Raw genomic sequence first — 23,122 nt, 5'->3', positions numbered from 1 at the left:
CGAGGATTTCCTCGGTGTTTTTTTCTTAGCCAATAGCGTGTAATACGAACATGGCTAAGAATAAGCATGTAATAATATACATGGACGGTGCGACTTCTTTACGCTTTCCAAGTGCAACTTTCAAGATAGGATAAGCAATAAATCCGAACGCAATGCCATCAGCGATACTATATGTGAGCGGGATCATAACGATAATTAAAAACGCTGGAAATCCTTCTGAAAAGTCGTTCAGAGGAATTTGTTGAATGCTTGTAATCATCAGCCCGCCAATAATAATTAAGATTGGTGCAATGGCACTGTCAGGAATTATTTTGACAAACGGAAGCGCAAACAGTGATGCGAAGAATAACAACCCTGTAACGATAGACGTCAGACCTGTCTTTCCGCCTGCAGTAATACCTGCGGCACTCTCTACTGTTGAAACGGTAGGGCTTGTGCCAAATAGACCACATGTCATTGCTGAAATTGCATTTGCTTGGTAAGCACGTGGGAATTTACGATCATCTTCTAATAAACCATGTAAAAGTCCCATGTTCTCAAAAATAAGCACCATGCTTAAGGAGAATGTTGCAATCCAAAATGGCAAGGAAGAAAGTTTCCCAAATGACATAGCTCCAAACACATCGCCATAATTAGCGAATGAAAACGAACTATTTCCCATTTGACTCGTATCAACAAGACCAAACAGCCATGCAATACCAGTTCCAATTGCAATCGTCCATAAAAAGCTTCCACGTACGTTACGCGCAAATAGTACAAGTGCGACAATAAGAGTAAGTAGTGTGGCAAGAACGACAGGACTACTTAATTTTCCCATTGCAACAGCAGTATTAGGATGCGAAACGACTAAACCACCTTTTTGCAAGCCGATGAAAGCTAAAAACAACCCGATACCGACAGTGATCGCTTCCTTTAATGACTTTGGAATCGATACCGAAAGCACGCGAGCAATCGGTGTAAAAGCAGCAATTGTAAAAATAATACCGGCGATAAAAACAGCTGCCAATGCTTCTTGCCAAGTTAAACCGAGCGTATGCACAGCAGTGTACGTGAAGAATGCATTTACACCCATACCAGGGACAAGAATAGCAGGTGCATTTGCCCAAAATGCCATGAGTAGACATCCGACAAATGAACTAAAAACAGTTGCCAAAATTCCTGCCTCAAGAGGAATGCCGGCATCTGATAAGATTGACGCATTTACAATCATAATATAAACAATTGTGAAAAATGACGTGACTCCAGCTAAAACTTCTTGTTTTGGTGATGTTTGGTGTAAGTCTAATTTAAATGTTCTTTCAAGTATTCCTTTCATGTTAAACCTTCTTTTTCATATCCCTCTCCCACCCGTGATATCTCTTATGTAAGAGCTCACCGTCCTTTATTATATCAGAACATCATGTTTTTACAACAACGAAAATGATAACGGTTACTTATAAACGAGTTTATTTATAAATACGTAAAGATTGCCCTTATAGATGAAATGATTTCTAGTTCTCCTGATTGAATGGGCGGAGCTGCTTGCGCATGCAAAGTAGCATATGATGAGATCTCCCGTGGTAATTGGGCAGATTCTTCAACGAGTGAGAGGGGAACAGGATTAATATTTAAATTGTAGGTACTCGCAATTGTACGAGCTTTGTCTACTGCTTGTTGCAGAGCTTGAATGAGAGCTTGCTCATAATATTTATTTGGATGAGATATTCGAAAACGTAATCCTTTTGCTACGTTTGCACCATTTGTAACGGCTATATCATATACTTCCCCTGCTTTTTGCACATTTAAAACGGTAATTTCATACAAATGCTCCACACGGTAGCCTTGTAGTAATGCTTTATCATTTACATATTCGTATTGAGGAGTAATTGTATAAGAAATGGTTTCTATATCTTTATCGGCAATACCTAGCTGTTTGAGGGCATCAAGCAATTGTTTCGATTGCACTGCATTTTCTTCTTGCGCCTGTTTTACATTTTTACTATCTGTTCGAATGCCCAGTGTTAATATGACAACATTTGGTTTTGCCTTTATAATGCCTTCTCCTTGTACAGTAATAGTAGCTTCTTTACCAGTATTCGTCGTACGGATATTATGTAAATACGGATTCATTCCACTTTGCATTTATGCTCACCATCCTTTTTTATATGTATATGTGTGAACAAAAAAGAAAATCTTATGAAAAAAGTTACATAAATGAGAATGTTGAGGGAAGAAAGCATATACAATATAGGTATTTATAGATTATAATATGTGTAAATATGATAAAAAAGGGACGAGGCTAGTGAACGAAAATAGAGAAACACTGATTTTAGATCTATCTGCATCATTTCGAAAGATGATACGTTTATTACAAAATGATATTAATACACGTTTTTCAGAGCATATGCCATATAATGAATTCTCTGTATTACGTGCGTTATTTTTAAAAAGTCCACAGATGGCTTCGCAAATTGCGAGTGAAGTAAACGTAACCTCCAGTCATATTACAGCTGTAACAGATCGTCTCGTGCGAAAAGGGTTTGTTGAAAGAAAACGTTCAAATTCGGACCGTCGTATCGTATACTTAGAAATTACTGAAAAGGGACGAGAAGTAACTGAAAAGCTTGAAGCTGTGCGTAAAGAATATTATAAAGAGAAATTTAAAGGTTGGAGCGACCAAGAGATAGAAATGGTTTTAGAACTATTTGGCCGCGTATTATAATAAATGAGGATAGGAAGCGAGAGCTTTCCTATCCTTTTTCTTTTGAATAAAAATATTTTGAAACTCCGATACTTTAATTAAACAGATCGGAGGAAAGATTATGAAATATATTGCTGCACTTACCATTTTACTTGGAAGTTTTTTCTGCTTTCATACATTCATGTACGCTGATAGCCCTATCCAAGTGGTGCAAAAAGAAGTGAAGTACATTGAGAATGATAATACCGTCTTGTATTCGAAATTATGGGTTCGTTCTATGCAAAACGCAGTATTATTTTATCATAGCGATAATGTTCGTAATCAGGACACTTTGCGTAATGTAACAAGTTCATCGCTCGTTAAAGCGAAGCAATTACCATTTAAGAAAGCATCAATGTACATTCCAAGATTATCGCAATACGTATCAAAAGCAGGGAAAGAAAATATTCAAGTGCACTACATTGCGGTGCACTATAATGTGAAAAAAGAAAATGCGTATCAATTAAATGGTATGAACTATTTTCTGCAAGTATTTGTGAAAGAGCGCGGCGAATGGAAAATTGCTGAAAGTGTAGTCGCGCCGACAGAGCAAATTGTGCAAAACGGTGATGGGTTTGGGATGAAAGAAGAGATGGTGTATGGGGATAGGAGAGAGAATGTAAAATAACCTCCTCTTAGTGAGGAGGTTATTTTATTTGAAATTCCAAGAGACCTTCAATCTCAATATTTTAGATAGAAGAAAATAGCTAATTATGCTTGTTCCGAACAAACCAATGTAAAAATTAAGCAACGAATGGGTCCCACCAATTATTAAACCACCGCTAATTCCAATACAGAAAATAGCGCAGACCATAAATGTTTTTTGAAGCTTTGGATATAGTAAGAAACTACCATTCCGCTCATTGACTGAACGAACATATAAATATATACCGAGTGGTAATAAAATAATTATATTTACAATAGGTCCAATCAATGTTTTTACTGAAGGAATTTTTGTAAAGTTTGGTTCATTATGACGCACTCCATCAGGATCGGTATAGGCATTTTGCGGATTATAATCAAATCTAATATGAAAATCTTCTGCTGGACCTGAAATGCGTATGTTTTCCATAACACGATGCATATTGCCATTGTCCTCATGAAAGTCAGTATTCGAGTGAACAGCGATGACTGCTGAGATAAGGGATGGAAATAACAATGGAAACATGAATATAGCTGCAGTGAGAAGTCCCTGCGAGAGAATATTCCCAGTAATTGTTCCTATACATAAAGCAAGTGTATAAATAGCAATTAATACAATTAACATGTATATAAAATAAGAATGAAATGGAGAAAATACTTGATACTTATTATGAAAAGTTGTTTTTTTCATAATGGCGAATAGTCCCCAGTTTAATACGATGATTGCTGCAATGTTGCAGATTCCAAACAACCACTTTGTTATATAGAGGTGTGAACGTTTAAAGGGCATAGACCACAACAAGTCACTAGAGTTATTTTGTCTTTCCCATCCGATTAATGTGCAGGCTAGAACGATAAGTACACTACCTAATAATATGACAGGGTCTATAAGTGTTAAATCAAAGTGGTAATGATATACATAGTTCCACTGTTTATTTTCTTTTAGAAAGTATAGCTGTTGAATAGAAGCCATATAGTATTTATATGATAAAGTATAGAAGCTAACGAACCAAAACAACCACACAACATATTTACTTTGTTGATATGTTCTTAGCCATAGTGCTTTTTGAAACATAGGCCCCCTCCTTTAAAAAACTTTATAATTTGTTAGACGTGATAGTACAACATAAGTAATGATTCCAGCGAGAAGCAAACTGATGTAATAGTTAAGTAAGAAATTAAATTGATTTATTTTATAGCCACCTAGTAATGCAAAATAAATGGTTGTCCCCCATATCCATATTCGTAAATGTTTTTGGAAAATAAATATCTTTTGACTATTTTCATTTGGAGAACGTTTGTATAAATATGTGCCAAGTATTAAGTAAAATATTGTATAGAAAATAGGGACTAACATGGATTTAGCCGAATAGTACCTATAAGATGCTGGATCTCTTAAAGTGGTTGAATCGTTTTCTTTTTCACGTGATTTTGGATCATAATCGTAATAAATAGAAAAATTATATATTGGTGCAACTATATTTGTTTTATTATTTATTTCAGAAAGACTTTCATATAAGGAAGAATTTCTATTATTCTGAGCATCTAAATGATTTATTGTAAAATTGTATAGTAATGAAATAAATGTAAGACCCATTAGTAACCAAGGAATACAAAAAACGATTTGTGAAACAACGCTTCCAGTAAAGGCACCAATACATAATGTAGCTGTATATACTGCAACATATGAAACAATTGCATAAAGAAAGTATCGATGAAATGGTTCGAATGATTGATAATCCAAATGAATTGTTGTTCTATAAATAAAGTACATAACAATCCAGTTTACAAGAAGAGACCCCACAATCCAGAATGAACCGAAAGCCCATTTAGATAAGAAAACATCTTTTCTTTTAAATGGCATTGTCATAAGTAGTGCATTAGACTGGTTGCTACGTTCCCATCCTATTAATAGACAAGCAATAGAAATAATAAGAATAGTTATCGAAAAACTATTACCTGTATTTGACGAAAAAACATAATCATAATAAAACGTTCCCTTTTCATGTAATTTATAATAATTAGCAAGTTGTTGCTGAGCTGCTTTATAGTATCCGAAAGATAGAAGATAAAGAGTATAAAAGAAGAACAGTAGTACAGCATATTTCCCGCGTTTCCAATTCCACATCCACAACGCCTTATGAAACATACCCATCCTCCTCAAGTGTCGTAACGAAGACATCTTCAAGTGACATTGATAATTCTTCAATGAGTATTGGTTGCTCTTTATAAAACTTCTCCAGTGTTGTAGCCACATTTTCCTCAATTAAGATTGTATATACTTTTCCTGTTTGGTTTAATATTTTAATATTGCTTAAGTTTTCTAGTTTTTGAGGTAATGAACGTTCATAAGCAACTTGTATTTTGGCAAATCGTGATTTTGCATCATCTAGTGATGTAATAGAATCTACTGTATGTCCTTTTAAAATAATGATTGTATCGGCAATTTTTTCAACTTCATCTAAATGGTGAGTGGAGATGAAAATTGTAATTTCTTTTTCTGCCACTTCTTCAACGAGAAATTGTAGAATCTGTCTTTTGACGATAGGATCAAGTCCGTTTGTCGGTTCATCTAAAATGACATATTCTGCTTTTGCAGCGAAAGCTAAAATGATCGCAAGCAGTGCTTTCATTCCTTTTGAGTAACTACGAATACGTTTGTTTGGTAAATTAAAACGTTCTAATATTTCATAAAAATATTGTTCATCAAATGCTGTATAAACCGCTTTATAAAACTTTACGATTTCTTTTACTGTATATCCGTTCAGTATGTTAGTAGAGTCTGGAACGTATACAACTTTTTGTTTAATTTCAGGATGCATATGAACATCTGTATTCTCATATGTAACAGTTCCTTCATCGGGGTCTAAAATGCCGACCATCGTTCGTAATAAAGTTGTTTTCCCCGCACCGTTTCTTCCGAGCAATCCGACGATACTACCTTTTTGTAATGTGAAAGAAACATCGTCTAAAATCGTTTGGTTATCAATTGTTTTCTTCAAGTTTGTCACTTTCAACATCTGTATTTCCTCCAATCTCTTTATAGTATGAATCTATCCAATCGTGAATTTTATCTTTCGTAATCCCAAGATAAGAGGCTTCTAGTAATAATTGATGAAATTGCTTTTCAACCATAGCGATTTTCCTTTCGTCTAATGTTGGGGTAATCGATTGGGCTACAAATGTTCCTTTTCCTCGTAATGTTTCAATAATCCCTTGTCGCTCTAATTCTTGATAAGCTTTACTTACTGTATTTGGATTTATAACGAGCAAAGAAGCAAGCTCGCGTACAGAAGGAAGTTTATCACTTGGAGCTAACATATTTTTTAGTACGAGCTCTTTTATATTTTGAACAATTTGTTCCCATATCGGAGTGTTGCTTCTTGGATCAAGTTGAATATGCAAGAGCAATGTCTCCTTCCTGATGAGTATTAAGTGTACTACTACGTGTAATACACTTAATACAATATAGGCAAAGAATTTATTTGTCAACTGAAAATAATAGAAAAATATGGTATTAAAAATGTATAAATTGGAAAAAATAAGTTTGATATAGAATGGAGGGTTAGTCATGAAGCGAGTTTTTGGAATACTTGTTTGTTTCATGTTATTGCTTTCTGGTACTTCAGTTAGTTTCGCACAATCTGAGAAAACGAAGCAGGAAAAAACAGAAGAAACCACGCCGAAGTTAGCGGAACAAGCGTCGTCAGCGATCGTAATTGAGCAAGATACAGGTAAAGTTTTGTTTGATAAAAATCCGAATGAAAAGTTACCACCTGCTAGTATGACAAAGATTATGACAATGCTATTAATTATGGAACAAGTTGAAAAAGGAAAACTAAAACTAAACGATAAAGTTAGAGCGAGTGAACACGCAGCTTCAATGGGCGGATCACAAATTTTTCTAGAACCTGGGGAAGAGATGACTGTAAATGAAATGTTAAAGGGCATTGCAATTGCATCTGGAAATGATGCATCGGTTGCAGTAGCTGAGCATATCGCTGGTTCAGAAGAAGGTTTCGTAAATATGATGAACAAAAAAGCGAAAGATCTAGGATTGAAAAATACACATTTTCAAAATCCGACAGGTCTTCCAGCGAAAGATCATTATTCTACAGCGAATGATATGGCTATTATGGCGAAAGAGTTGATGAAGTATCCACTTATTCGAAAATACACAGGTAAATATGAAGACTATTTACGTAAAAATACGGATAAGAAGTTTTGGCTTGTTAATACGAATAAGCTAGTACGTTTTTATCCTGGAGTAGATGGAGTGAAAACAGGCTTTACGACAGAAGCGAAATATTGTTTAACGGCATCGGCTGAGAAAAATGGTATGCGTGTTATTTCAGTTGTAATGGGAGCACCTACATCAAAAGAGCGGAACAATCAAGTAACGAAGCTTCTTGATTATGCATTTGGACAATACATGACAAAGAAATTATATACACGTGGTGAGAAAATTAAGACTGTACAAGTAGGAAAAGGTAAGGAAGAAAAAGTAGATTTAGTTGCGTCAGACAATGTGTCTCTTCTTATGAAGAAGGGCGAAAATATGGACAAAGTTAAACAAGAAGTGATTGCTGAAAAGAAAGTGAAGGCACCGATTAAAAAAGGTGATGCACTTGGCACACTTGTTATTAAAAGAGATAAAGATGTTTTATTAAAACAAACAATTGTAGCGAAAGAAGATGTTGAGGCAGCGAGCTGGTGGGAGTTATTTAAAAGAAGTTTTGGGATGTTTTCAACATCAAAATAGCGGCGGGAATTTTGATGTTTTTCTGTTCGTATTTACTGAAATAATTGCTGAAAGGTTTCACTTTATGACGAAATAGTTCTTCTTTTGTCAGTAGGAAGGATTCTGATTTTATATCACGAAAATCTTATGTTAATGAGTAAAGTTTGAGCATAAGGAGGAAATCGTGTGAGTCTTTCCATGCATTTAGAAGTAAAACGTGACGTCTTATGTGTGAGGCTAGAGGGCGAGTTAGATCATCATACTGCTGAAGAGTTGCGAACGAAAGTCACAGATATGATTGAGACACATGGTGTTCATCATATTATTTTGAGCCTAGAGAACTTAACATTTATGGATAGTTCTGGTTTAGGCGTTATATTAGGCCGATATAAACATGTAAAGGGATTAGGTGGAGAGATGGTTGTCTGTGCAATTTCACCGCCCGTTAAACGTTTATTTGAAATGTCAGGTCTATTCAAAATTGTTCGTTTAGAAGAAAGTGAAGCGCATGCGCTCGCGACGTTGGGGGTGGCGTAGATGAGAAATGAAATGAACCTTCAATTTTCAGCGTTAAGTCAGAATGAATCATTCGCTCGTGTTACGGTAGCTGCTTTTATTGCGCAATTAGACCCGACGATGGAAGAACTAACAGAGATTAAAACAGTTGTGTCAGAAGCGGTTACAAATGCAATTATTCATGGGTATGAAGGAAATGCAGAAGGTGTTGTTTATATTTCAGTGATTTTGGAAGAAGCGATGGTGAAACTCACGATTCGAGATGAAGGGATTGGTATCTTTAACTTAGATGAAGCAAGACAACCCCTTTTTACAACTAAACCTGAATTAGAGCGTTCCGGAATGGGATTTACTATCATGGAAAATTTTATGGATGAAGTAGAAGTTATTTCAAACGAATCTTTCGGGACAACAATCCATTTGACAAAATACTTATCAAATAGTAACGCTCTATGCAATTAAGGAGAATAGCCAATGGACATAGAGGTCAGAAATGAGAAGAAGAAACCTCAGTTAAAGGACCACGAGCTAAAAGCGTTAATTCAAAAAAGTCAAGATGGAGATCAACAAGCGAGAGATACAATCGTTCAAAGTAATATGCGTCTCGTATGGTCGGTTGTACAGCGATTTCTTAATCGAGGATACGAACCAGACGATTTATTTCAAATTGGATGTATTGGACTCTTAAAATCGGTAGATAAATTTGATTTATCTTTCGACGTGAAATTTTCAACATATGCAGTTCCAATGATTATCGGTGAAATACAACGATTTTTACGTGACGATGGATCAGTGAAAGTAAGTAGATCTTTAAAAGAAACAGGAAACAAAGTCCGAAAGATGAGAGACGAGCTTTCGAAAGAATTTGGAAGGGCTCCAACGATTAATGAGGTAGCACAGGCTCTTGAACTAACGCCGGAAGAAGTTGTTCTGGCGCAAGAAGCGAGTCGTGCTCCTTCGTCGATACATGAAACTGTGTATGAAAACGACGGAGATCCAATTACTATTTTAGATCAAATTGCAGATCAATCGGAAACGAAATGGTTTGATAAAATTGCTTTAAAAGAAGCAATTAGAGAATTGGATGAACGAGAAAGGCTAATTGTGTATTTGCGCTATTATAAAGACCAAACCCAATCAGAAGTAGCGGAGCGAATAGGCATTTCGCAAGTACAAGTTTCAAGACTTGAAAAGAAAATATTAAAACAGATGAAAGATCGAATAGATGAATAGCTATCTATTCGATTTTTTTTGTTGTAACGTATGGTTGGTCGATAGCGGCAGCATTCCTTCTAGTCGCGTTAGTTATTGGTCTGAAAAAATGGAATGCACAAATACATTCAGACTCTGTCCAGCTTGAAAAAGAATGGAAGGACCGAGGTGTTTCATGATGAGTGGATCAGCGATTATGATGATGGTTATAGGTATGGTAGTCATTTGGGGAGGACTTGCATTAAGTATTGCAAATTTATTTAAGAAAAAGGCATAAGCTAAAAACATCTGTCCCGAAATGGTACAGATGTTTTTTTATGAAAAAATTGTATTAGAAAAAATTCCAATAACCATACTACAACTACGAGGAAGAGTGAAGGGGTGAATGAAAATTGGAACAAACGATTTATATTAAAATGCGCAATCGCTTAAAAGTGTCTCCTACGTATGAAGTAAAGCTGAGCGATGTTGCTCAACTTGCCGGAGATTCTTTTGTAGTTGAGTTGTTACAAAATGAAATAGTCTACAAAATAACAGCGCATGATAAAACACATGTTGTAATTGATGTTATGAAAGTGATTGAGATTATTCAACAAAAAGCGGCTCACATACAAATTAATTTACTTGGTTCTGGACAAACTCTTGTTGAAATTATATACGAAAAAAAGAAAGTGCATCCGGTTTTCTTCGGACTTGTATGGTTGTTACTTTTCATTGGAGCGGCCCTTGCAATAATTTATTTCCATGAGGATGTAAGTATGCAACAAGTACACCAACGGTTATATTACATGATTACTGGAGAATTTAAGGCGCAACCACTCTTATTTCAAATTCCTTATTCATTAGGTCTTGGATTAGGTATGGTCTTATTTTTTAATCATGTATTTCAAAAGAGAATTAATGAAGAGCCGAGCCCGTTAGAAGTTGAGATGTTTCAATATCAGCAGTCGCTTGATCAATATGTAATTGTTCATGAAAACAAGGATAATATGAAACAGATTGCTGATGATTGAGTGTGCATTTGTTGTATTAATTGGCTTAGCTGGAGGGATTGCAGTAGGTAGCGGATATGTCGCGTTTTTAGCTGTACTTGGTATAATCCCTCGTTTAGCTCAATTAACGAGAAGTGGAAAGCATATTCAATACTTTGAGTGGGCGGTCATTGCAGGTACTTTAACAGGGGCTTGGTGTAGTTTGAAAAATATTACATTTCAAACGTCACAATATTGGCTTGTTATATTAGGAATATTTTGTGGCACATTCATTGGAATGCTCGCTGCGGCGTTAACGGAAGTGTTAAACGTTTTACCTATTTTAGCGAAACGAGTAAGGGTAGAGGAGAAAATTATTGTTTTACTCGTTGCTCTTGTACTTGGGAAAGTAATAGGCTCGTTGTTTCACTGGATTTATTTCGTAAAGTAGGAGGCAATATATATGGCAGGGCGAAAATTGAAGGACGATTACATAAATAAAGTGAAGGAGTACCATCCAAAACCGAACTATTTCATAAATTGTGTGAAGGCATTTCTTGTTGGTGGACTCATTTGTACGGTTGGAGAAGTGTTGATGAAATTTTATATACATTACTTTCACTTTAGTGAGAAAGAGGCAGGAAACCCTACAGTTGCAACTCTTGTTTTACTATCAGCGATTTTAACAGGGTGTGGTGTATATGATAAAATCGGGCAGTTTTCTGGAGCGGGATCAGCAGTACCAGTTACTGGATTTGCGAATTCTATGGCGAGTGCCGCACTAGAGCATAGGAGTGAAGGGATTGTTCTAGGAATCGCTACTAACATGTTTAAGCTTGCAGGAAGTGTCATTGTATTTGGAGTCGTCGGTGCATACATTATCGGGTTAATAAGATATACATTTCAAATTTTAATGTCTTAAAGGAGGGGTGGGTATGAGATTGACAGGAAAACAAACGTGGGTATTTCAAAATGATATCTTCGTGAATGCAACTGGTACTGCTGTCGGTCCGAAAGAAGCTGAAGGCCCTCTTGGAAAGGATTTTGATATTTCATATTCTGACTTACATTGCGGAGAGGAAAACTGGGAACTTGCTGAACGAAGGTTAATGTCAGACTCAATTCAACAAGCGATGCAAAAAGGGAATATAAAAAAATCGCAAATTGATTTCTTTTTAGCGGGAGATTTATTAAACCAAACAGTGACAGCAAATTATGTTGCTCGTGAGTATGGTATTCCTTTTTTAGGGATGTTCAGCGCTTGTGCGACGTCAATGGAAACTTTGGCGATTGGATCAGCTTTTATAGATGGTGGATTTGCGAATCGTATTTTAGCTACAGTAAGTAGTCATAATGCGACGGCTGAAAGACAATTTCGTTCCCCAACAGAATACGGAGGACAAAAGCCAGGGACAGCAAACTCAACTGTTACCGGAGCAGGGTCAATATTAATTAGCAATGAGGAGAGTGCAATTAAAATAACAGCAGCAACAATTGGTAAAGTGCAAGATTTAGGAATTGCTAATCCTTTAGATATGGGATCAGCGATGGCACCAGCTGCTGCTCATACAATTCAACAACATTTTGAAGATTTGAGAAGAAGTGCAGCTGATTATGATCTTATTGTTACTGGTGATTTATCGGCTGTTGGGACACCGATTGCGAAACAACTTTTACTTGAGGAAGGGTATGATTTGGGGAATGTATACAATGATTGTGGATTAATGATTTACAATTCAAATCAAGAAGAAGTGTTTGCAGGGGGCAGTGGTTGTGCTTGTTCAGCTGTTGTAACATACGGCCATTTATTGAGTGAAATGCAAAAAGGGAATTTACAAAGAATTTTTGTTGTTGCAACTGGAGCTCTATTAAGCCCCATGATGATACAACAGAAGGAAACGATTCCAACGATTGCGCATGGTGTTGTGTTTGAAAGCGTTAAAGGAGAGTGAATTGTGGATTTTATATATGCATTTCTTGTAGGAGGAGCTATTTGTGTAATTGGACAAGTGTTGCTAGATTTCGCAAAGTTAACACCGGCACATTTAATGGCAACTTTTGTAGTCGCCGGAGCTATTTTAGACGGATTCGGATTGTACGATAAGCTTATAAAATTTGCAGGTGCTGGGGCAACAGTCCCTATTACAAGTTTTGGACACTCACTATTGCACGGGGCAATGCATGCGGCAGAAAAACATGGATATTTAGGAATTGGAATCGGTATGTTTAGCTTAACGTCTGCGGGGATTTCAGCAGCGATATTATTTTCATTTTTTGTTGCACTTATATGTAAACCGAAAGGATAAATCAAATGAGACGAAGGGTTGTTTTGGTCACAGATGGAGATGAATATGCAAAGCGGACAATTGAGCTGTTAACAAAGGAATTTGGGGGGAGGTGTATTTCAGCATCGCAAAGTAATCCGACCAAATTGACAGGGAAGAAAGTTGTTGAGCTTATTATGCAAACGCCATATGACCCTGTATTTGTCATGTTTGATGACAGCGGATTTATAGGAGAAGGATCTGGTGAAAAGGCGTTAAAGTATGTCGCAACACATAAACAAGTTGATGTACTCGGTATTTTAGCAGTAGCATCTAATACACATCATTGGGAATGGGCGCGTGTAGATGTAAGTGTAGATCGGAATGGGAATTTGACAGAATATGGCGTTGATAAATTTGGACTCCCAGATGGTGAAATTGGCAGGATTAGTGGGGATACGATTTATTGTTTAGATGGTCTGAATGTTCCTGTCATAGTGGGGGTCGGTGATATTGGCAAGATGTGCGGAAATGATGAATGGGAGAGAGGATCACCTATTACTAGAAAAGCGATTCAATTAATTTTGGAAAGGAGTGGGTTTTATGACGAAGCCTAAAAAAGTGAATATCCCGATTTCATCTTTTTTAAGTGATAATGAAAATTATTTAAAGCAAACAGTTGGACTTGGTGTTACATACGATGTTGGTATTCGTAAATTTCAAATTTTAAATAAAGAAATTGGTGTGTTATTTGTAAATGGACTTTGTGATACGAATTATATTATCCCTATTTTAGAAGAAGCGGTGGATACAAATGAAATAAGGGATGTAGAAGAAGATACAGTAAAGCTTTTAGAGAATCGTTTAATTCATCAACAAGTAAGTAAAGTAAAAACGATGGATGATGTAATGCTCCAAGTATTATCAGGACTCATTGTTATATTTGTGGAAGGTGAAACTGAAGCGTTCGCAATAGATGTTCGTAGTTATCCGGGCCGGACACCGACAGAACCAGATACAGAAAAGGTAGTGCGTGGTGCAAGGGATGGCTTTGTTGAAAATATCGTTGTAAATACAGCGTTAATTCGTAGAAGAATACGCGATCCACGTCTTCGAAATGAAATGATTCGAGTAGGGGATAGATCGCAAACGGATATTTGTATTACATACGTTCAAGATGTTGCAAATCCGGATTTAGTGAAGATTATAAAACAAGAATTAAATAATATTGAAGTAGATGGGATTACGATGGCGGATAAAACGGTAGAAGAATTTGTAGTGAAACAAGGTTATAATCCATTCCCGCTTATCCGATACACAGAGAGACCAGATGTAGCAGCAAATCATCTGTTAGAAGGACATGTGTTAGTACTCGTTGATACATCACCAAGTGCTATGATCACTCCAACAACATATTTTCACCATTTACAGCATGCAGAAGAGTTTAGACAAAATCCAGCTGTAGGTACATTTTTACGTTGGGTACGTTTTTTAGGTGTTATATTTTCGCTATTCTTACTGCCATTTTGGCTAGTTTTTGTTTTTGATCCGACTCTTTTACCGGAAAGTCTTGCTTTCATTGGACCAAATAAGATGACGCATTTACCGATTTTATTACAAATTTTGATGGCGGAAGTCGGACTCGAATTTTTAAGAATGGCCGCCATTCATACACCGACATCATTGTCGTCGGCAGCAGGATTAATTTCTGCCATATTAATTGGTCAAATTGCAATTGATGTAGGCTTGTTTGTACCAGAAGTTATTTTGTACGTAGCAGTTTCTATGATTGGAGCATACGCTACGCCAAGTTATGAGTTAGGGCTTGGGAATAAGATTGGAAAATTGTTTGTCATTATTTTAACAGGCATATTTCATGAAATGGGATTTGTCATTGGAATGACGATATTGATTCTATTTTTAACATCTATAAAAAGCTTGCAAACACCGTATTTATGGCCGTTTTTACCGTTTGATTGGGGCGCGTTAACGAAAATTTTACTTCGTCCAACTATGTCTAGTTTAAAGGTTCGTCCAAGTATTGTAAGACCTCAAAATGTGCGAAGACAAAAATAAGCGGGATTATGCTCCGCTTATTTTTTATTGAAAATTTATTGTTTTTTTAACAAAAATCAAACATTTTTTTTGTACAATTAGAGTAGATATTGTGTATGGAAGGGGAAGAGGACATGATTAAACTATTTGTAAGTGATTTAGATGATACACTCGTTTACAATATGAATGATATGCAAAAAGAAGATGAACGAGCGCTTTGTTGGCTAGCTGAAAACGGGACAAATATTTGTTTTGCCTCTGGCCGTTTTACTCACCGAATTGATGAGGCGGTAAAAAGGTTTTCGTTCCCGTATTACACAACTAGTTTAAATGGAGCGACAATGATACTACCGGATGGAAAAGTATTTCATGAATCGAGTTTTGAAGATGGGGTTGCCCAGGAAATATATCGATATATACATAAAAAGGGACTAGCAGATATTGTTTGTGCAAATGAGCAGCGATATACAAAAAGGAAGAATGAACATCACCATACTTTTGAAGAGTATATGGGAGTGCATATTGCTGAAATCGAAGAGTTAGAAGAGGAATTTGGGAAGACTGTACATCCTGCGAAATTATTTGTTTTTGGCGAAGAAGAAAAAATTGTAGCATTAGATCAAGAGTTGAGAGATACATTTCATAGCGAAGCGGAAGTCTTTATATCGGGTAAGCGATATGTTGACATTATGCCAAGAGGTGTAAGTAAAGGAAGCGCTCTGAAGCGATTAATGGAACATTTACAAATTGAAGCAAATGAAGTTGCATGTATTGGAGATTCTTTCAATGATATTTCTATGTTTGAAGTAACCCCGCACTCCTTCACCCTCCATCATGCTCATCCGTATGTGAAGGAGAAAGCAAATTATGTTGTCCGTTCGGTTGAAGAAGCTATTATGAAATTACCGTTACTTGTATAAAAAAGAAGCTCGTCACTGGCGAGCTTCTTTTTTACTTGAATAAAGATTTAACGAAATCAATGATACTAGAGAAGAAATCTTTTACTTTATCTAGGAAACTTTGCCCTTCTTCAGATCCTAAGAAGGCAGACACATGGTCTTTTGCTTTCTCTAATTGGCTACCAACTTGGTTCCAATCGATATTAAGATTTTTCATTTTATCAAATAACGCTACTAGGCTATCCAACTGTTCATCTGTTAATGTAATACCGAGTTGATCAGCAATTTTTTTAATTAATGTACGTAAATCTTCAGTTGTTTTTGGCTGTTCTTTTGCAATTTCTTCTTTAATTTTTGCAACAAGTTGAACTGCTTTTTCTTCGCCGATTTTATCACCAAGCTGGGCTGTTTGTACCATTTCTTCATTGGCTACTTTTTTTACTTCTTCAGGAATGGCTTTGTTTGATGTTGTTTCATAGGCCTTCATTAAACCTGTTAAAGCAGCAGTTCCTGAAACTTTAAATGGTGCAGTAATTTGAATCTCTGCATCTTTCACACCTGCTGTAATAAGTGCATTTGTGTACATTGCATCTGTTATCGAATTAATGTTTTTTGAGCGTACAATGAGACCTGACCCTGGTTTTGTGTATGTAATCATAGAAGAGGAAATAGCTCTCGTACCAATTTGCGCTTTTGGAACGATGCCCTCTAGAAATTTATGTTCTTCCGCATTAGATACAGTAATAATTTGTGCATCTTTTGGTGCTTTCATTTCTTTCAAAAGATCTTGTTTCTGTTGTTCAGATAAGTTTTCTCCTAGTGTAACAATTGATTCTCCCTCAATGATGTCTGCAAATGAAGCTGTTGGCATAATAAATACGGCTACAGCTAATAGCAGAGCTAGTAATTTCGTTTTCACGAAAAATCGCTCCCTTTCTCTTTCTTAAATTTTCGGGCAACACAGTTATTATAGTATATTTTTCTTATTTGTCACCTAGCTTCTTCCACATTTCAAAAAAGAAGTATGCAGATTGTCGGATTCTTTTTGTTTCTCGTCATGAATATGGTAATATAGTGCTGAGATAGTTGAAAGGAGACATATACATATGAAAACTTTAGGATACATATTAATGGAAAATGGCGAAAAAATCGATTTAGAATTTTTCCCAGAAGAGGCACCAAAAACAGTAGAAAACTTTAAAAAATTAGCAGAGCAAGGATTTTATGATGGTGTGACATTCCACCGCGTTATTCCTGGCTTCGTAAGCCAAGGTGGAGACCCAACAGGCACAGGAGCAGGTGGCCCAGGTTACTCTATCCCATGTGAAACTGATGGAAATCCTCATAGACATCTTGTTGGCTCACTTTCTATGGCACATGCTGGCCGTAATACAGGTGGTAGCCAATTCTTTGTTGTTCATGAGCCACAACCGCATTTAGATGGCGTACATACTGTATTCGGTAAAGCAACAAGCGGTATTGAAACAGTATTAAACATGCGTCAAGGCGATGTAATGAAAGAAGTTAAAGTTTGGGAAGAATAAGTTACGAGAAAAGGAGAGCGATTTTGCTCTCTTTTTTTATTTCCTATAAACAGGGTTGGTATATATTTTAAAGTATATGACACAAATAGGACGGCTACTAACGTTAAATTATATTGTTCATGAGAACACACTTTTAACAAAATACATAGGATGGAGTACGAATTATATGCTTCAATAAATGTATTTCTCTTAACATATTGCTTTTAGTAGAACTACTTTGTTCAAAAGTGGTTAATAAGTGAAATGTGATGAGAAAGGGATTTTCCTTTTAGTTCCTATATAGTATTGTCTCTTTTTTGAGCGGTGTAATAGAAAGAAATAGCGTGGAAACATATATTTGACTTTCTTCTTAACGCTTTGTATGATTATCAAGTTGTTTCAGCCCCTTCTCACTCTGGTAAAAATATTGTAGAATGAATGTGATATGAAAAGAGTGATTGAGGGGATAAATAGTTTGTAACTTTTGTAAGAAGGGATAAGGGTTATGTTAATTCGTTTTAAAAAAAGTTATGAAAAAATTGCAATGGGGCTTCTTTCATTTATGCCAACTGAAAAAGATGTAAAAACATTACAATTGACAATGAAAGAATATGAAGCGAAAGAGGATTGGCAATTGTATTTGTGGAAACAAAATGAAGATTTTGTTGGGATAATGGGGATTATAAAAAAAGAAGATCAGGTATTGGAAATTCAGCATTTGAGCGTGAATCCGTCTCACCGTCATATGGGGATTGGGACGAAGATGGTTCAAGAGCTTAAGAGTAAATTTCTTGAGTTTACAATTTGCGGAAATGAGCAAACAGCAAGTTTTTGCAAAAAGTGTAAAGAGCTTGAACAAAATATACATTCATGAAAGCAGGGATAAGTAGTTTATTATCTCTGCTTTCTTTTTTGTAGTTGCTCGTGTCGCTCAGAAATGACTTCTGTTCGATCACGCAATGTGTGCTTACTTATGATGTATTCACCAGGAATGACGTTCACATCTTTCCAAGAGAGGTTTTGTTTCTTACATAACTGTATGCATTGTTTTTCTAACGATACGTCTAACAATGGTAAAAATAACGGCGCAAAAATTTCCTTTTTGTGGATAGAGTGTAATCTTTCATTTAATAAGAACATAAGTTGTTTATGATCTATTCCTAATTGATGTAAAGATGTACTGTTCTTTTCTAAAAGTGCTATTGCGCTTTTTATCATCTTCTCTGCACCATTCCAGTTGGATCGTCTGTGATGGTATAAGGAAACAGCAATTTGAATGAGACCGACTAAGTAATTGTCGCGTTCTCCTCTAGGTTTTAATTTCCAATACTCTTCTAATATTTCATGACATTCAAAATAATCATAGTCTCCGTGAAAATGAATTAAAAATTGTATGTACTCGGTAGGATACATTTTATTCGCTCCTGTCTAACGGTTATATGTACAGTTTATCATAGAAATATTAACAATAAGCGACTAGGGAAATATCCCTAGTCGCTTTATTGCGTCCTATTAGCAGAAGCAAGCTGCTCCTACAATGATTAGTAAAATGAACAGTACAACAAGTAATGCGAACCCACCGCTAAAACCGCAATCAACGTGACCCATAGTTTTTTGACCTCCTACATTGTTCTTACTACATTGTTATCATATGAAGCGGTGGGCATTATGACATGGGCATAGGTCTATTTTTAATTAAATTTCTTAAAAAGGTTGGATAGAACATGAGTATGCTCTATACTTATGGTGTTATAGAAAAAATGTGGTGGGATGCTTTGTGCAGTATAATTTTAAAGTAGAGGCTTTTGAAGGGCCTTTAGATCTATTGTTACACTTAATAAATCGTTACGAAATTGATATATATAATATTCCTGTAGCGAAAATTACAGAGCAATATCTATCTTATGTCCATACGATGAAAGAATTACAATTAGATGTTGCCAGTGAGTATTTAGTAATGGCTGCAACGTTATTACAAATTAAAAGTAAAATGTTGTTACCGAAACAAGAAGAAGATGTACCTGATAACGGTGAAGACTTTATAGATGATCCTCGTCAAGAATTGATGGAGAGGTTAATTGAATATAAGAAATATAAGCAAGTTGCTACTGAGTTAAAAGAAAGAGAACAAGAAAGAGCACAGCTATATACACGTCCGCCAATTGATTTTACATCATTTCAACAAGAAGAGGAGACAAGCTTGCCTCTTGATGTTACGTTATATGATATGTTAGCGGCATTTCAAAAGCTAATGCGTCGTAAAAAAGCAAAAACCCCCGTAACAACGCGAATTACTCGCCAAGAAATACCAATTGCACAGCGAATGACTGATATTCTACAACAGTTAGAAGTAAGAGGCGGTCGTCAAAGCTTTTATGATTTGTTTGCTGATGAAGAACGTGAAATAATGGTTGTAACATTTTTAGCGGTTCTTGAGCTAATGAAAAATCAACAAATCATAATTGAGCAGGAACATAATTTTGATGAAATTTTCGTATCAAGCTCTAATAAATCCGTATAGAGTTGATGTGAAGATGGGATAGAAATATTTTATCTCATGTTAGGTTTTAATGTATCGTTTGGAACGAGAGAAGAAATATTGAACCGAACGCATTTACTGTGATTCGGTTTTTTTATGTGTGTTTTTTATGGGAAATAGGAGAAAGGAGTTCGTAAAATGGATAGAAAAGAACAAAAATCGATTATTGAAGGGCTTTTATTTGTTGCAGGTGACGAAGGGATTTATCCGGAACAGATAGCTAAAGTTCTGGAAGTTGAAGTGGAAGAAGTAATAAACAGTATAGAGGAAATGCAAAAAGAATGCGAAGGATCGAATCGCGGTTTGCAAATTGTACAATATGCAAAAGTGTATCGTTTTGCAACAAAGAAAGAACATGCTTCGTACTATCAAAAATTAATAGATACTCCAACCGCGGCTTCACTTTCTCAAGCAGCTCTTGAAACGTTGGCAATCGTTGCGTACCGTCAACCGATTACAAGGACAGAAATGGAAGAGATTAGAGGTGTGAAAACGGATAAGGCATTACAAACGTTAGTTTCACACTTACTTATAAAAGAAACGGGAAGAGCGGAAGGACCAGGGCGCCCTATTTTATACGGAACGACGAAAGAATTTCTAGATACGTTTGGATTGAAAACATTAGATGATTTACCACCTCTTTCGGAAGAAAATGAACAAATGAATGAAGCAGATTTATTCTTTGGTTCTTTACAGGAATTATCAAAATAAAAGCTTAGCATTTTGCTAAGCTTTTTTTGTATATCAATTACAGAGCGTGCCATACTAAATGAAAAAAGGAGACGAGTTATGAAAGGTGTACGGAGTATTCTATTGTTGGTTTCTGTTTTATTATGTTTTTCGTTAAACAGCGCATCGGCTAAAAGATATATGATGTCTATTCATACTGCGTCTTCTATACATATGCAGCGGCAACATTTCGGTAAAATGAAAGTGAGTTTTTTAAAAGTTGGACAAGGTGATGCGACACTTATTACATTGCCAAATGGTCAAACGATGTTAATAGATGGGGGTCCTTATGAAGCGGGAGAGGTCATTATTCAAAAACTAATTGAAAAAAGAATTAATCATTTAGATGTGATTGTAAGTACTCATCCTGATATGGACCATATAGGAGGACTTATTCCAATTGTAGAGCAAATGCCAGTTTCCCTCGTATTAGATAGCGGGAAAACATATAGTTCATTTACTTATCATACGTATCGAAATAACATTAAAAAAAGGGGCATTCCTTTCATTTCAGTGAAGGAAGGACAATACATACCGCTAGATCCACATGTTTCTATACAAGTATTAAACAATGGTAAATCGAAAGACGAGAATAACGAGTCCTCAATTGTGTTAAAGATTCGATATGGTAAAGCGGACTTTTTATTAATGGGTGATGCTGATATACGGACGGAAAATGAAATATTAAAGCAATTTGATGTACATGCAGATGTATTAAAAGTTGGGCATCATGGCTCGTATACTTCAACGAGTGAAACATTCTTAAAAAAAGTAGATCCACAATTCGCTATTCTTTCGTACGGGAGTAGAAATCCATATGGGCATCCTCATCAGAGTGTAGTAAGACGATTAAAACAGCGTGGTATAATGATATATGGAACAAACAAGCGAACTGTGGAAATAGAAACAGATGGTGAACATATTACTATGGGGGCAAGCGGTCTTATGCCATTACTTAAGTAACTAATTATATAAGAGGTTATTATCCATTTTGGTAAAAATGGATAATATATATTAGAATGAAAAAGAAATCAATTTCCTTTTTTCGCTGAACGAAGAGGAAATTTCATTAGAATGTATAGACAACTACTTGTGTGTATATTAAGATGGAATTAGGCGAATAAGGTAATAATAATAAGTAGGTATTTCATGGGAAAGGGTCGATGAAAATGAAAACGCAAGTTGTCATCAATGCCGAAATTTATACAGGTAAAGAAGTAGTGGAAAACGGATTTATTCGTTACACAGAAACAGTTAAAGAAATTGGTTTGATGGCTCAATATGTATCACAAGAAAATGAAACTGTGTTAGATGTGGCAGGAAAGATTGTGATTCCAGGTATGATTGATGTTCATATTCATGGTGGATACGATATTGATGCGATGGATGCAAATAGCGATGGATTAGTAACTCTTGGTAAAGAAATGTTAAAAGAAGGAGTTACAACTTACTTCCCAACAACAATGACACAAGCTCCAGAAGCGATTGAAGCGGCGCTAAGTGCTGCGAAGGAAGCGAAAGACAAAGGAGCACATTTCGAATATATTCACTTAGAAGGACCATATGTTTCAAAAAAACGTGCGGGTGCACAACCACTTGAACATATTGTTCCTGCGAGTATCGAGCAATTTAAACAATGGCAGGAAGCAAGCGGTAATTTAATTAAATTAGTAACATATGCACCGGAAGAAGAAGGTGCGTTAGAGTTTGAACAGTATCTTGCTGAAACAGGTGTTGTTGGCACAATGGGGCATACAGATGCAATTGATGCACAACTGAAAAATAGAAAAATTACACATGCAACACATTTATACAATCAAATGCGTGGATTACATCATCGTGAACCAGGAGTTGTTGGTCATGTGTTATTAAATCCAGATGTAATGGTTGAAGTAATTACAGATGGTATTCACATTCACCCTGATATGGTGAAATTAGCATATAAATTAAAAGGACCGAAAAAAGTAAGTGTCATTACAGATGCAATGCGTGCAAAAGGTCTTGAAGAAGGATTATATGAGCTTGGCGGACAGCCAGTACATGTAAAAGATGGCAGTGCCCGATTAGAAGATGGAACGTTAGCTGGTAGTATTTTAAAAATGGATCAAGCTTTCCGAAATGTAATTGAATTTACAGGATGTTCAATCGAGGAGGCAGTGTTAATGACATCAGTTAACCAAGCAGAAGAATTTGGATTAAATAATAAAGGCGCATTAGCGGTAGGTAAAGATGCAGACTTTGTTGTTATGACTGAAGAATTACATGTATATGATACGGTTCGTTTAGGAATTCATATGAAGGAAGGGAAGTAA

The 23,122-nt window shown here is 35.9% G+C and carries 30 protein-coding genes; 21 read left to right on the top strand and 9 right to left on the bottom strand.

What is annotated here, in order from left to right; all coding sequences use genetic code 11:
* Positions 1 to 25 precede the first annotated feature (25 nt).
* The gene (locus MKX37_RS19950) at positions 26 to 1,315 is read right to left on the bottom strand and encodes an NCS2 family permease (RefSeq protein ID WP_002143039.1); all 1,290 of its coding nucleotides are present in this window, start codon (positions 1,313 to 1,315) and stop codon (positions 26 to 28) included.
* A 134-nt stretch (positions 1,316 to 1,449) separates the two neighbouring features.
* Entirely contained in the window at positions 1,450 to 2,121 is a 672-nt protein-coding gene (locus tag MKX37_RS19945; RefSeq protein ID WP_002033894.1) for an SIMPL domain-containing protein, read from the bottom strand.
* A gap of 160 nt (positions 2,122 to 2,281) precedes the next feature.
* Between MKX37_RS19945 and MKX37_RS19940 the strand changes: the two genes are divergently transcribed.
* Both MKX37_RS19940 and MKX37_RS19935 read left to right on the top strand, forming a co-directional pair.
* On the top strand, positions 2,282 to 2,701 hold the full coding sequence (locus MKX37_RS19940; RefSeq protein ID WP_078421730.1) for a MarR family winged helix-turn-helix transcriptional regulator: 420 nt from the start codon (positions 2,282 to 2,284) through the stop codon (positions 2,699 to 2,701).
* 100 nt (positions 2,702 to 2,801) lie between these two features.
* Positions 2,802 to 3,347 (top strand): hypothetical protein, encoded by a 546-nt coding sequence (locus MKX37_RS19935; protein ID WP_078421729.1) that lies wholly within the window; start codon positions 2,802 to 2,804, stop codon positions 3,345 to 3,347.
* Between the two features lie 24 nt (positions 3,348 to 3,371).
* On the opposite strand, the gene MKX37_RS19930 is transcribed toward MKX37_RS19935, so the two are convergent.
* From MKX37_RS19930 to MKX37_RS19915, 4 genes are read right to left on the bottom strand one after another with little or no spacing between them, the layout of a single operon-like run.
* Positions 3,372 to 4,436, bottom strand: coding sequence for an ABC transporter permease subunit (locus MKX37_RS19930; RefSeq protein ID WP_002128960.1), 1,065 nt, complete (start codon positions 4,434 to 4,436; stop codon positions 3,372 to 3,374).
* A gap of 12 nt (positions 4,437 to 4,448) precedes the next feature.
* Positions 4,449 to 5,510, bottom strand: coding sequence for an ABC transporter permease subunit (locus MKX37_RS19925; RefSeq protein ID WP_078421728.1), 1,062 nt, complete (start codon positions 5,508 to 5,510; stop codon positions 4,449 to 4,451).
* Positions 5,500 to 6,381, bottom strand: a complete 882-nt coding sequence (locus tag MKX37_RS19920) for an ABC transporter ATP-binding protein (protein ID WP_002128958.1) — start codon at positions 6,379 to 6,381, stop codon at positions 5,500 to 5,502. Before MKX37_RS19920 ends, MKX37_RS19925 begins: the two co-directional genes overlap by 11 nt.
* A complete protein-coding gene (locus tag MKX37_RS19915) occupies positions 6,347 to 6,766 on the bottom strand; it encodes a GntR family transcriptional regulator (RefSeq protein WP_002033900.1) in 420 nt (139 codons plus the stop codon). The genes MKX37_RS19920 and MKX37_RS19915 overlap by 35 nt, the downstream gene beginning before the upstream one ends.
* Before the next feature lie 166 nt (positions 6,767 to 6,932).
* Between MKX37_RS19915 and dacF the strand changes: the two genes are divergently transcribed.
* The 13 genes from dacF to MKX37_RS19850 all read left to right on the top strand — a co-directional run bounded on the left by dacF (position 6,933) and on the right by MKX37_RS19850 (position 16,040).
* Positions 6,933 to 8,123 carry a serine-type D-Ala-D-Ala carboxypeptidase DacF gene (gene dacF, locus MKX37_RS19910; RefSeq protein WP_078421727.1) on the top strand — a complete coding sequence of 397 codons (1,191 nt, stop codon included), beginning with the start codon at positions 6,933 to 6,935 and terminating at the stop codon, positions 8,121 to 8,123.
* A gap of 165 nt (positions 8,124 to 8,288) precedes the next feature.
* Positions 8,289 to 8,639 carry an anti-sigma F factor antagonist gene (gene spoIIAA, locus MKX37_RS19905; protein WP_002128957.1) on the top strand — a complete coding sequence of 117 codons (351 nt, stop codon included), beginning with the start codon at positions 8,289 to 8,291 and terminating at the stop codon, positions 8,637 to 8,639.
* Positions 8,640 to 9,080: an anti-sigma F factor gene (gene spoIIAB, locus MKX37_RS19900; RefSeq protein WP_001243400.1), complete on the top strand. Its 441-nt coding sequence runs from the start codon at positions 8,640 to 8,642 to the stop codon at positions 9,078 to 9,080.
* A 12-nt stretch (positions 9,081 to 9,092) separates the two neighbouring features.
* Positions 9,093 to 9,851: an RNA polymerase sporulation sigma factor SigF gene (gene sigF / locus MKX37_RS19895; protein WP_002014922.1), complete on the top strand. Its 759-nt coding sequence runs from the start codon at positions 9,093 to 9,095 to the stop codon at positions 9,849 to 9,851.
* Positions 9,852 to 10,005: 154 nt separating this feature from the next.
* Entirely contained in the window at positions 10,006 to 10,107 is a 102-nt protein-coding gene (locus MKX37_RS19890; RefSeq protein ID WP_002094424.1) for a methionine/alanine import family NSS transporter small subunit, read from the top strand.
* 115 nt (positions 10,108 to 10,222) lie between these two features.
* Entirely contained in the window at positions 10,223 to 10,843 is a 621-nt protein-coding gene (locus tag MKX37_RS19885; RefSeq protein WP_002067040.1) for a stage V sporulation protein AA, read from the top strand.
* A complete protein-coding gene (gene spoVAB, locus MKX37_RS19880; protein WP_016092269.1) occupies positions 10,836 to 11,252 on the top strand; it encodes a stage V sporulation protein SpoVAB in 417 nt (138 codons plus the stop codon). Before MKX37_RS19885 ends, spoVAB begins: the two co-directional genes overlap by 8 nt.
* 12 nt (positions 11,253 to 11,264) lie before the next feature.
* Positions 11,265 to 11,723 carry a stage V sporulation protein AC gene (gene spoVAC, locus MKX37_RS19875; RefSeq protein ID WP_002128953.1) on the top strand — a complete coding sequence of 153 codons (459 nt, stop codon included), beginning with the start codon at positions 11,265 to 11,267 and terminating at the stop codon, positions 11,721 to 11,723.
* A 13-nt stretch (positions 11,724 to 11,736) separates the two neighbouring features.
* A complete protein-coding gene (spoVAD, locus tag MKX37_RS19870) occupies positions 11,737 to 12,753 on the top strand; it encodes a stage V sporulation protein AD (protein ID WP_002128952.1) in 1,017 nt (338 codons plus the stop codon).
* Positions 12,754 to 12,756: 3 nt separating this feature from the next.
* Positions 12,757 to 13,107 (top strand): stage V sporulation protein AE, encoded by a 351-nt coding sequence (spoVAE, locus tag MKX37_RS19865; protein ID WP_002014916.1) that lies wholly within the window; start codon positions 12,757 to 12,759, stop codon positions 13,105 to 13,107.
* Positions 13,108 to 13,112: 5 nt separating this feature from the next.
* A complete protein-coding gene (locus MKX37_RS19860) occupies positions 13,113 to 13,682 on the top strand; it encodes a stage V sporulation protein AE (RefSeq protein WP_002088445.1) in 570 nt (189 codons plus the stop codon).
* Positions 13,669 to 15,141: a spore germination protein SpoVAF gene (spoVAF, locus tag MKX37_RS19855; RefSeq protein WP_002128950.1), complete on the top strand. Its 1,473-nt coding sequence runs from the start codon at positions 13,669 to 13,671 to the stop codon at positions 15,139 to 15,141. The genes MKX37_RS19860 and spoVAF overlap by 14 nt, the downstream gene beginning before the upstream one ends.
* Before the next feature lie 95 nt (positions 15,142 to 15,236).
* Positions 15,237 to 16,040 carry a Cof-type HAD-IIB family hydrolase gene (locus tag MKX37_RS19850; protein ID WP_002014913.1) on the top strand — a complete coding sequence of 268 codons (804 nt, stop codon included), beginning with the start codon at positions 15,237 to 15,239 and terminating at the stop codon, positions 16,038 to 16,040.
* A gap of 31 nt (positions 16,041 to 16,071) precedes the next feature.
* Here the strand turns inward: MKX37_RS19850 and MKX37_RS19845 are convergent, their stop codons facing one another.
* Positions 16,072 to 16,938: a DUF1002 domain-containing protein gene (locus tag MKX37_RS19845; protein ID WP_002014912.1), complete on the bottom strand. Its 867-nt coding sequence runs from the start codon at positions 16,936 to 16,938 to the stop codon at positions 16,072 to 16,074.
* A 187-nt stretch (positions 16,939 to 17,125) separates the two neighbouring features.
* On the opposite strand from MKX37_RS19845, the gene MKX37_RS19840 reads away from it, so the two are divergent.
* Positions 17,126 to 17,563 (top strand): peptidylprolyl isomerase, encoded by a 438-nt coding sequence (locus MKX37_RS19840; RefSeq protein ID WP_000853785.1) that lies wholly within the window; start codon positions 17,126 to 17,128, stop codon positions 17,561 to 17,563.
* Positions 17,564 to 18,047: 484 nt separating this feature from the next.
* A complete protein-coding gene (gene ribT / locus MKX37_RS19835; protein WP_000908403.1) occupies positions 18,048 to 18,416 on the top strand; it encodes a GNAT family N-acetyltransferase RibT in 369 nt (122 codons plus the stop codon).
* Positions 18,417 to 18,436: 20 nt separating this feature from the next.
* Here ribT and MKX37_RS19830 read toward each other — a convergent pair whose 3' ends face one another.
* Positions 18,437 to 18,955, bottom strand: a complete 519-nt coding sequence (locus MKX37_RS19830; RefSeq protein WP_002167723.1) for a DUF309 domain-containing protein — start codon at positions 18,953 to 18,955, stop codon at positions 18,437 to 18,439.
* A gap of 99 nt (positions 18,956 to 19,054) precedes the next feature.
* Positions 19,055 to 19,150, bottom strand: a complete 96-nt coding sequence (locus MKX37_RS19825) for a YjcZ family sporulation protein (protein ID WP_000510194.1) — start codon at positions 19,148 to 19,150, stop codon at positions 19,055 to 19,057.
* Positions 19,151 to 19,319: 169 nt separating this feature from the next.
* Between MKX37_RS19825 and MKX37_RS19820 the strand changes: the two genes are divergently transcribed.
* From MKX37_RS19820 to nagA, 4 genes are all read left to right on the top strand, one after another.
* Positions 19,320 to 20,063: a segregation/condensation protein A gene (locus MKX37_RS19820; RefSeq protein WP_002143025.1), complete on the top strand. Its 744-nt coding sequence runs from the start codon at positions 19,320 to 19,322 to the stop codon at positions 20,061 to 20,063.
* Between the two features lie 156 nt (positions 20,064 to 20,219).
* The gene (gene scpB / locus MKX37_RS19815) at positions 20,220 to 20,792 is read left to right on the top strand and encodes an SMC-Scp complex subunit ScpB (protein ID WP_002128944.1); all 573 of its coding nucleotides are present in this window, start codon (positions 20,220 to 20,222) and stop codon (positions 20,790 to 20,792) included.
* Between the two features lie 78 nt (positions 20,793 to 20,870).
* On the top strand, positions 20,871 to 21,773 hold the full coding sequence (locus MKX37_RS19810; RefSeq protein WP_002128943.1) for a ComEC/Rec2 family competence protein: 903 nt from the start codon (positions 20,871 to 20,873) through the stop codon (positions 21,771 to 21,773).
* Positions 21,774 to 21,979: 206 nt separating this feature from the next.
* On the top strand, positions 21,980 to 23,122 hold the full coding sequence (gene nagA, locus MKX37_RS19805; RefSeq protein WP_002088433.1) for an N-acetylglucosamine-6-phosphate deacetylase: 1,143 nt from the start codon (positions 21,980 to 21,982) through the stop codon (positions 23,120 to 23,122).

This window comes from Bacillus sp. FSL R5-0709, assembly GCF_038004785.1.
Classification (GTDB): Bacteria; Bacillota; Bacilli; order Bacillales; family Bacillaceae_G; genus Bacillus_A; species Bacillus_A mycoides.
Note: the sequence above shows the minus strand (reverse complement) of the source record. Positions and strands in the feature narration are given on the sequence as shown.

Coding starts and splice junctions, on each gene's coding strand:
- MKX37_RS19920 (WP_002128958.1), bottom strand. CDS start 6,381: ATGTTGAAAGTGACAAACTTGAAGAAAACAATTGATAACCAAACGATT.
- MKX37_RS19825 (WP_000510194.1), bottom strand. CDS start 19,150: ATGGGTCACGTTGATTGCGGTTTTAGCGGTGGGTTCGCATTACTTGTT.
- spoVAF (WP_002128950.1), top strand. CDS start 13,669: ATGACGAAGCCTAAAAAAGTGAATATCCCGATTTCATCTTTTTTAAGT.
- MKX37_RS19950 (WP_002143039.1), bottom strand. CDS start 1,315: ATGAAAGGAATACTTGAAAGAACATTTAAATTAGACTTACACCAAACA.
- MKX37_RS19810 (WP_002128943.1), top strand. CDS start 20,871: ATGAAAGGTGTACGGAGTATTCTATTGTTGGTTTCTGTTTTATTATGT.
- MKX37_RS19930 (WP_002128960.1), bottom strand. CDS start 4,436: ATGTTTCAAAAAGCACTATGGCTAAGAACATATCAACAAAGTAAATAT.
- MKX37_RS19860 (WP_002088445.1), top strand. CDS start 13,113: ATGAGACGAAGGGTTGTTTTGGTCACAGATGGAGATGAATATGCAAAG.
- MKX37_RS19830 (WP_002167723.1), bottom strand. CDS start 18,955: ATGTATCCTACCGAGTACATACAATTTTTAATTCATTTTCACGGAGAC.
- MKX37_RS19850 (WP_002014913.1), top strand. CDS start 15,237: ATGGAAGGGGAAGAGGACATGATTAAACTATTTGTAAGTGATTTAGAT.
- MKX37_RS19935 (WP_078421729.1), top strand. CDS start 2,802: ATGAAATATATTGCTGCACTTACCATTTTACTTGGAAGTTTTTTCTGC.
- MKX37_RS19890 (WP_002094424.1), top strand. CDS start 10,006: ATGATGAGTGGATCAGCGATTATGATGATGGTTATAGGTATGGTAGTC.
- sigF (WP_002014922.1), top strand. CDS start 9,093: ATGGACATAGAGGTCAGAAATGAGAAGAAGAAACCTCAGTTAAAGGAC.
- MKX37_RS19945 (WP_002033894.1), bottom strand. CDS start 2,121: ATGCAAAGTGGAATGAATCCGTATTTACATAATATCCGTACGACGAAT.
- spoVAC (WP_002128953.1), top strand. CDS start 11,265: ATGGCAGGGCGAAAATTGAAGGACGATTACATAAATAAAGTGAAGGAG.
- scpB (WP_002128944.1), top strand. CDS start 20,220: ATGGATAGAAAAGAACAAAAATCGATTATTGAAGGGCTTTTATTTGTT.
- ribT (WP_000908403.1), top strand. CDS start 18,048: ATGTTAATTCGTTTTAAAAAAAGTTATGAAAAAATTGCAATGGGGCTT.
- MKX37_RS19925 (WP_078421728.1), bottom strand. CDS start 5,510: ATGTTTCATAAGGCGTTGTGGATGTGGAATTGGAAACGCGGGAAATAT.
- spoIIAB (WP_001243400.1), top strand. CDS start 8,640: ATGAGAAATGAAATGAACCTTCAATTTTCAGCGTTAAGTCAGAATGAA.
- dacF (WP_078421727.1), top strand. CDS start 6,933: ATGAAGCGAGTTTTTGGAATACTTGTTTGTTTCATGTTATTGCTTTCT.
- MKX37_RS19840 (WP_000853785.1), top strand. CDS start 17,126: ATGAAAACTTTAGGATACATATTAATGGAAAATGGCGAAAAAATCGAT.
- nagA (WP_002088433.1), top strand. CDS start 21,980: ATGAAAACGCAAGTTGTCATCAATGCCGAAATTTATACAGGTAAAGAA.
- spoVAB (WP_016092269.1), top strand. CDS start 10,836: ATGATTGAGTGTGCATTTGTTGTATTAATTGGCTTAGCTGGAGGGATT.
- spoVAD (WP_002128952.1), top strand. CDS start 11,737: ATGAGATTGACAGGAAAACAAACGTGGGTATTTCAAAATGATATCTTC.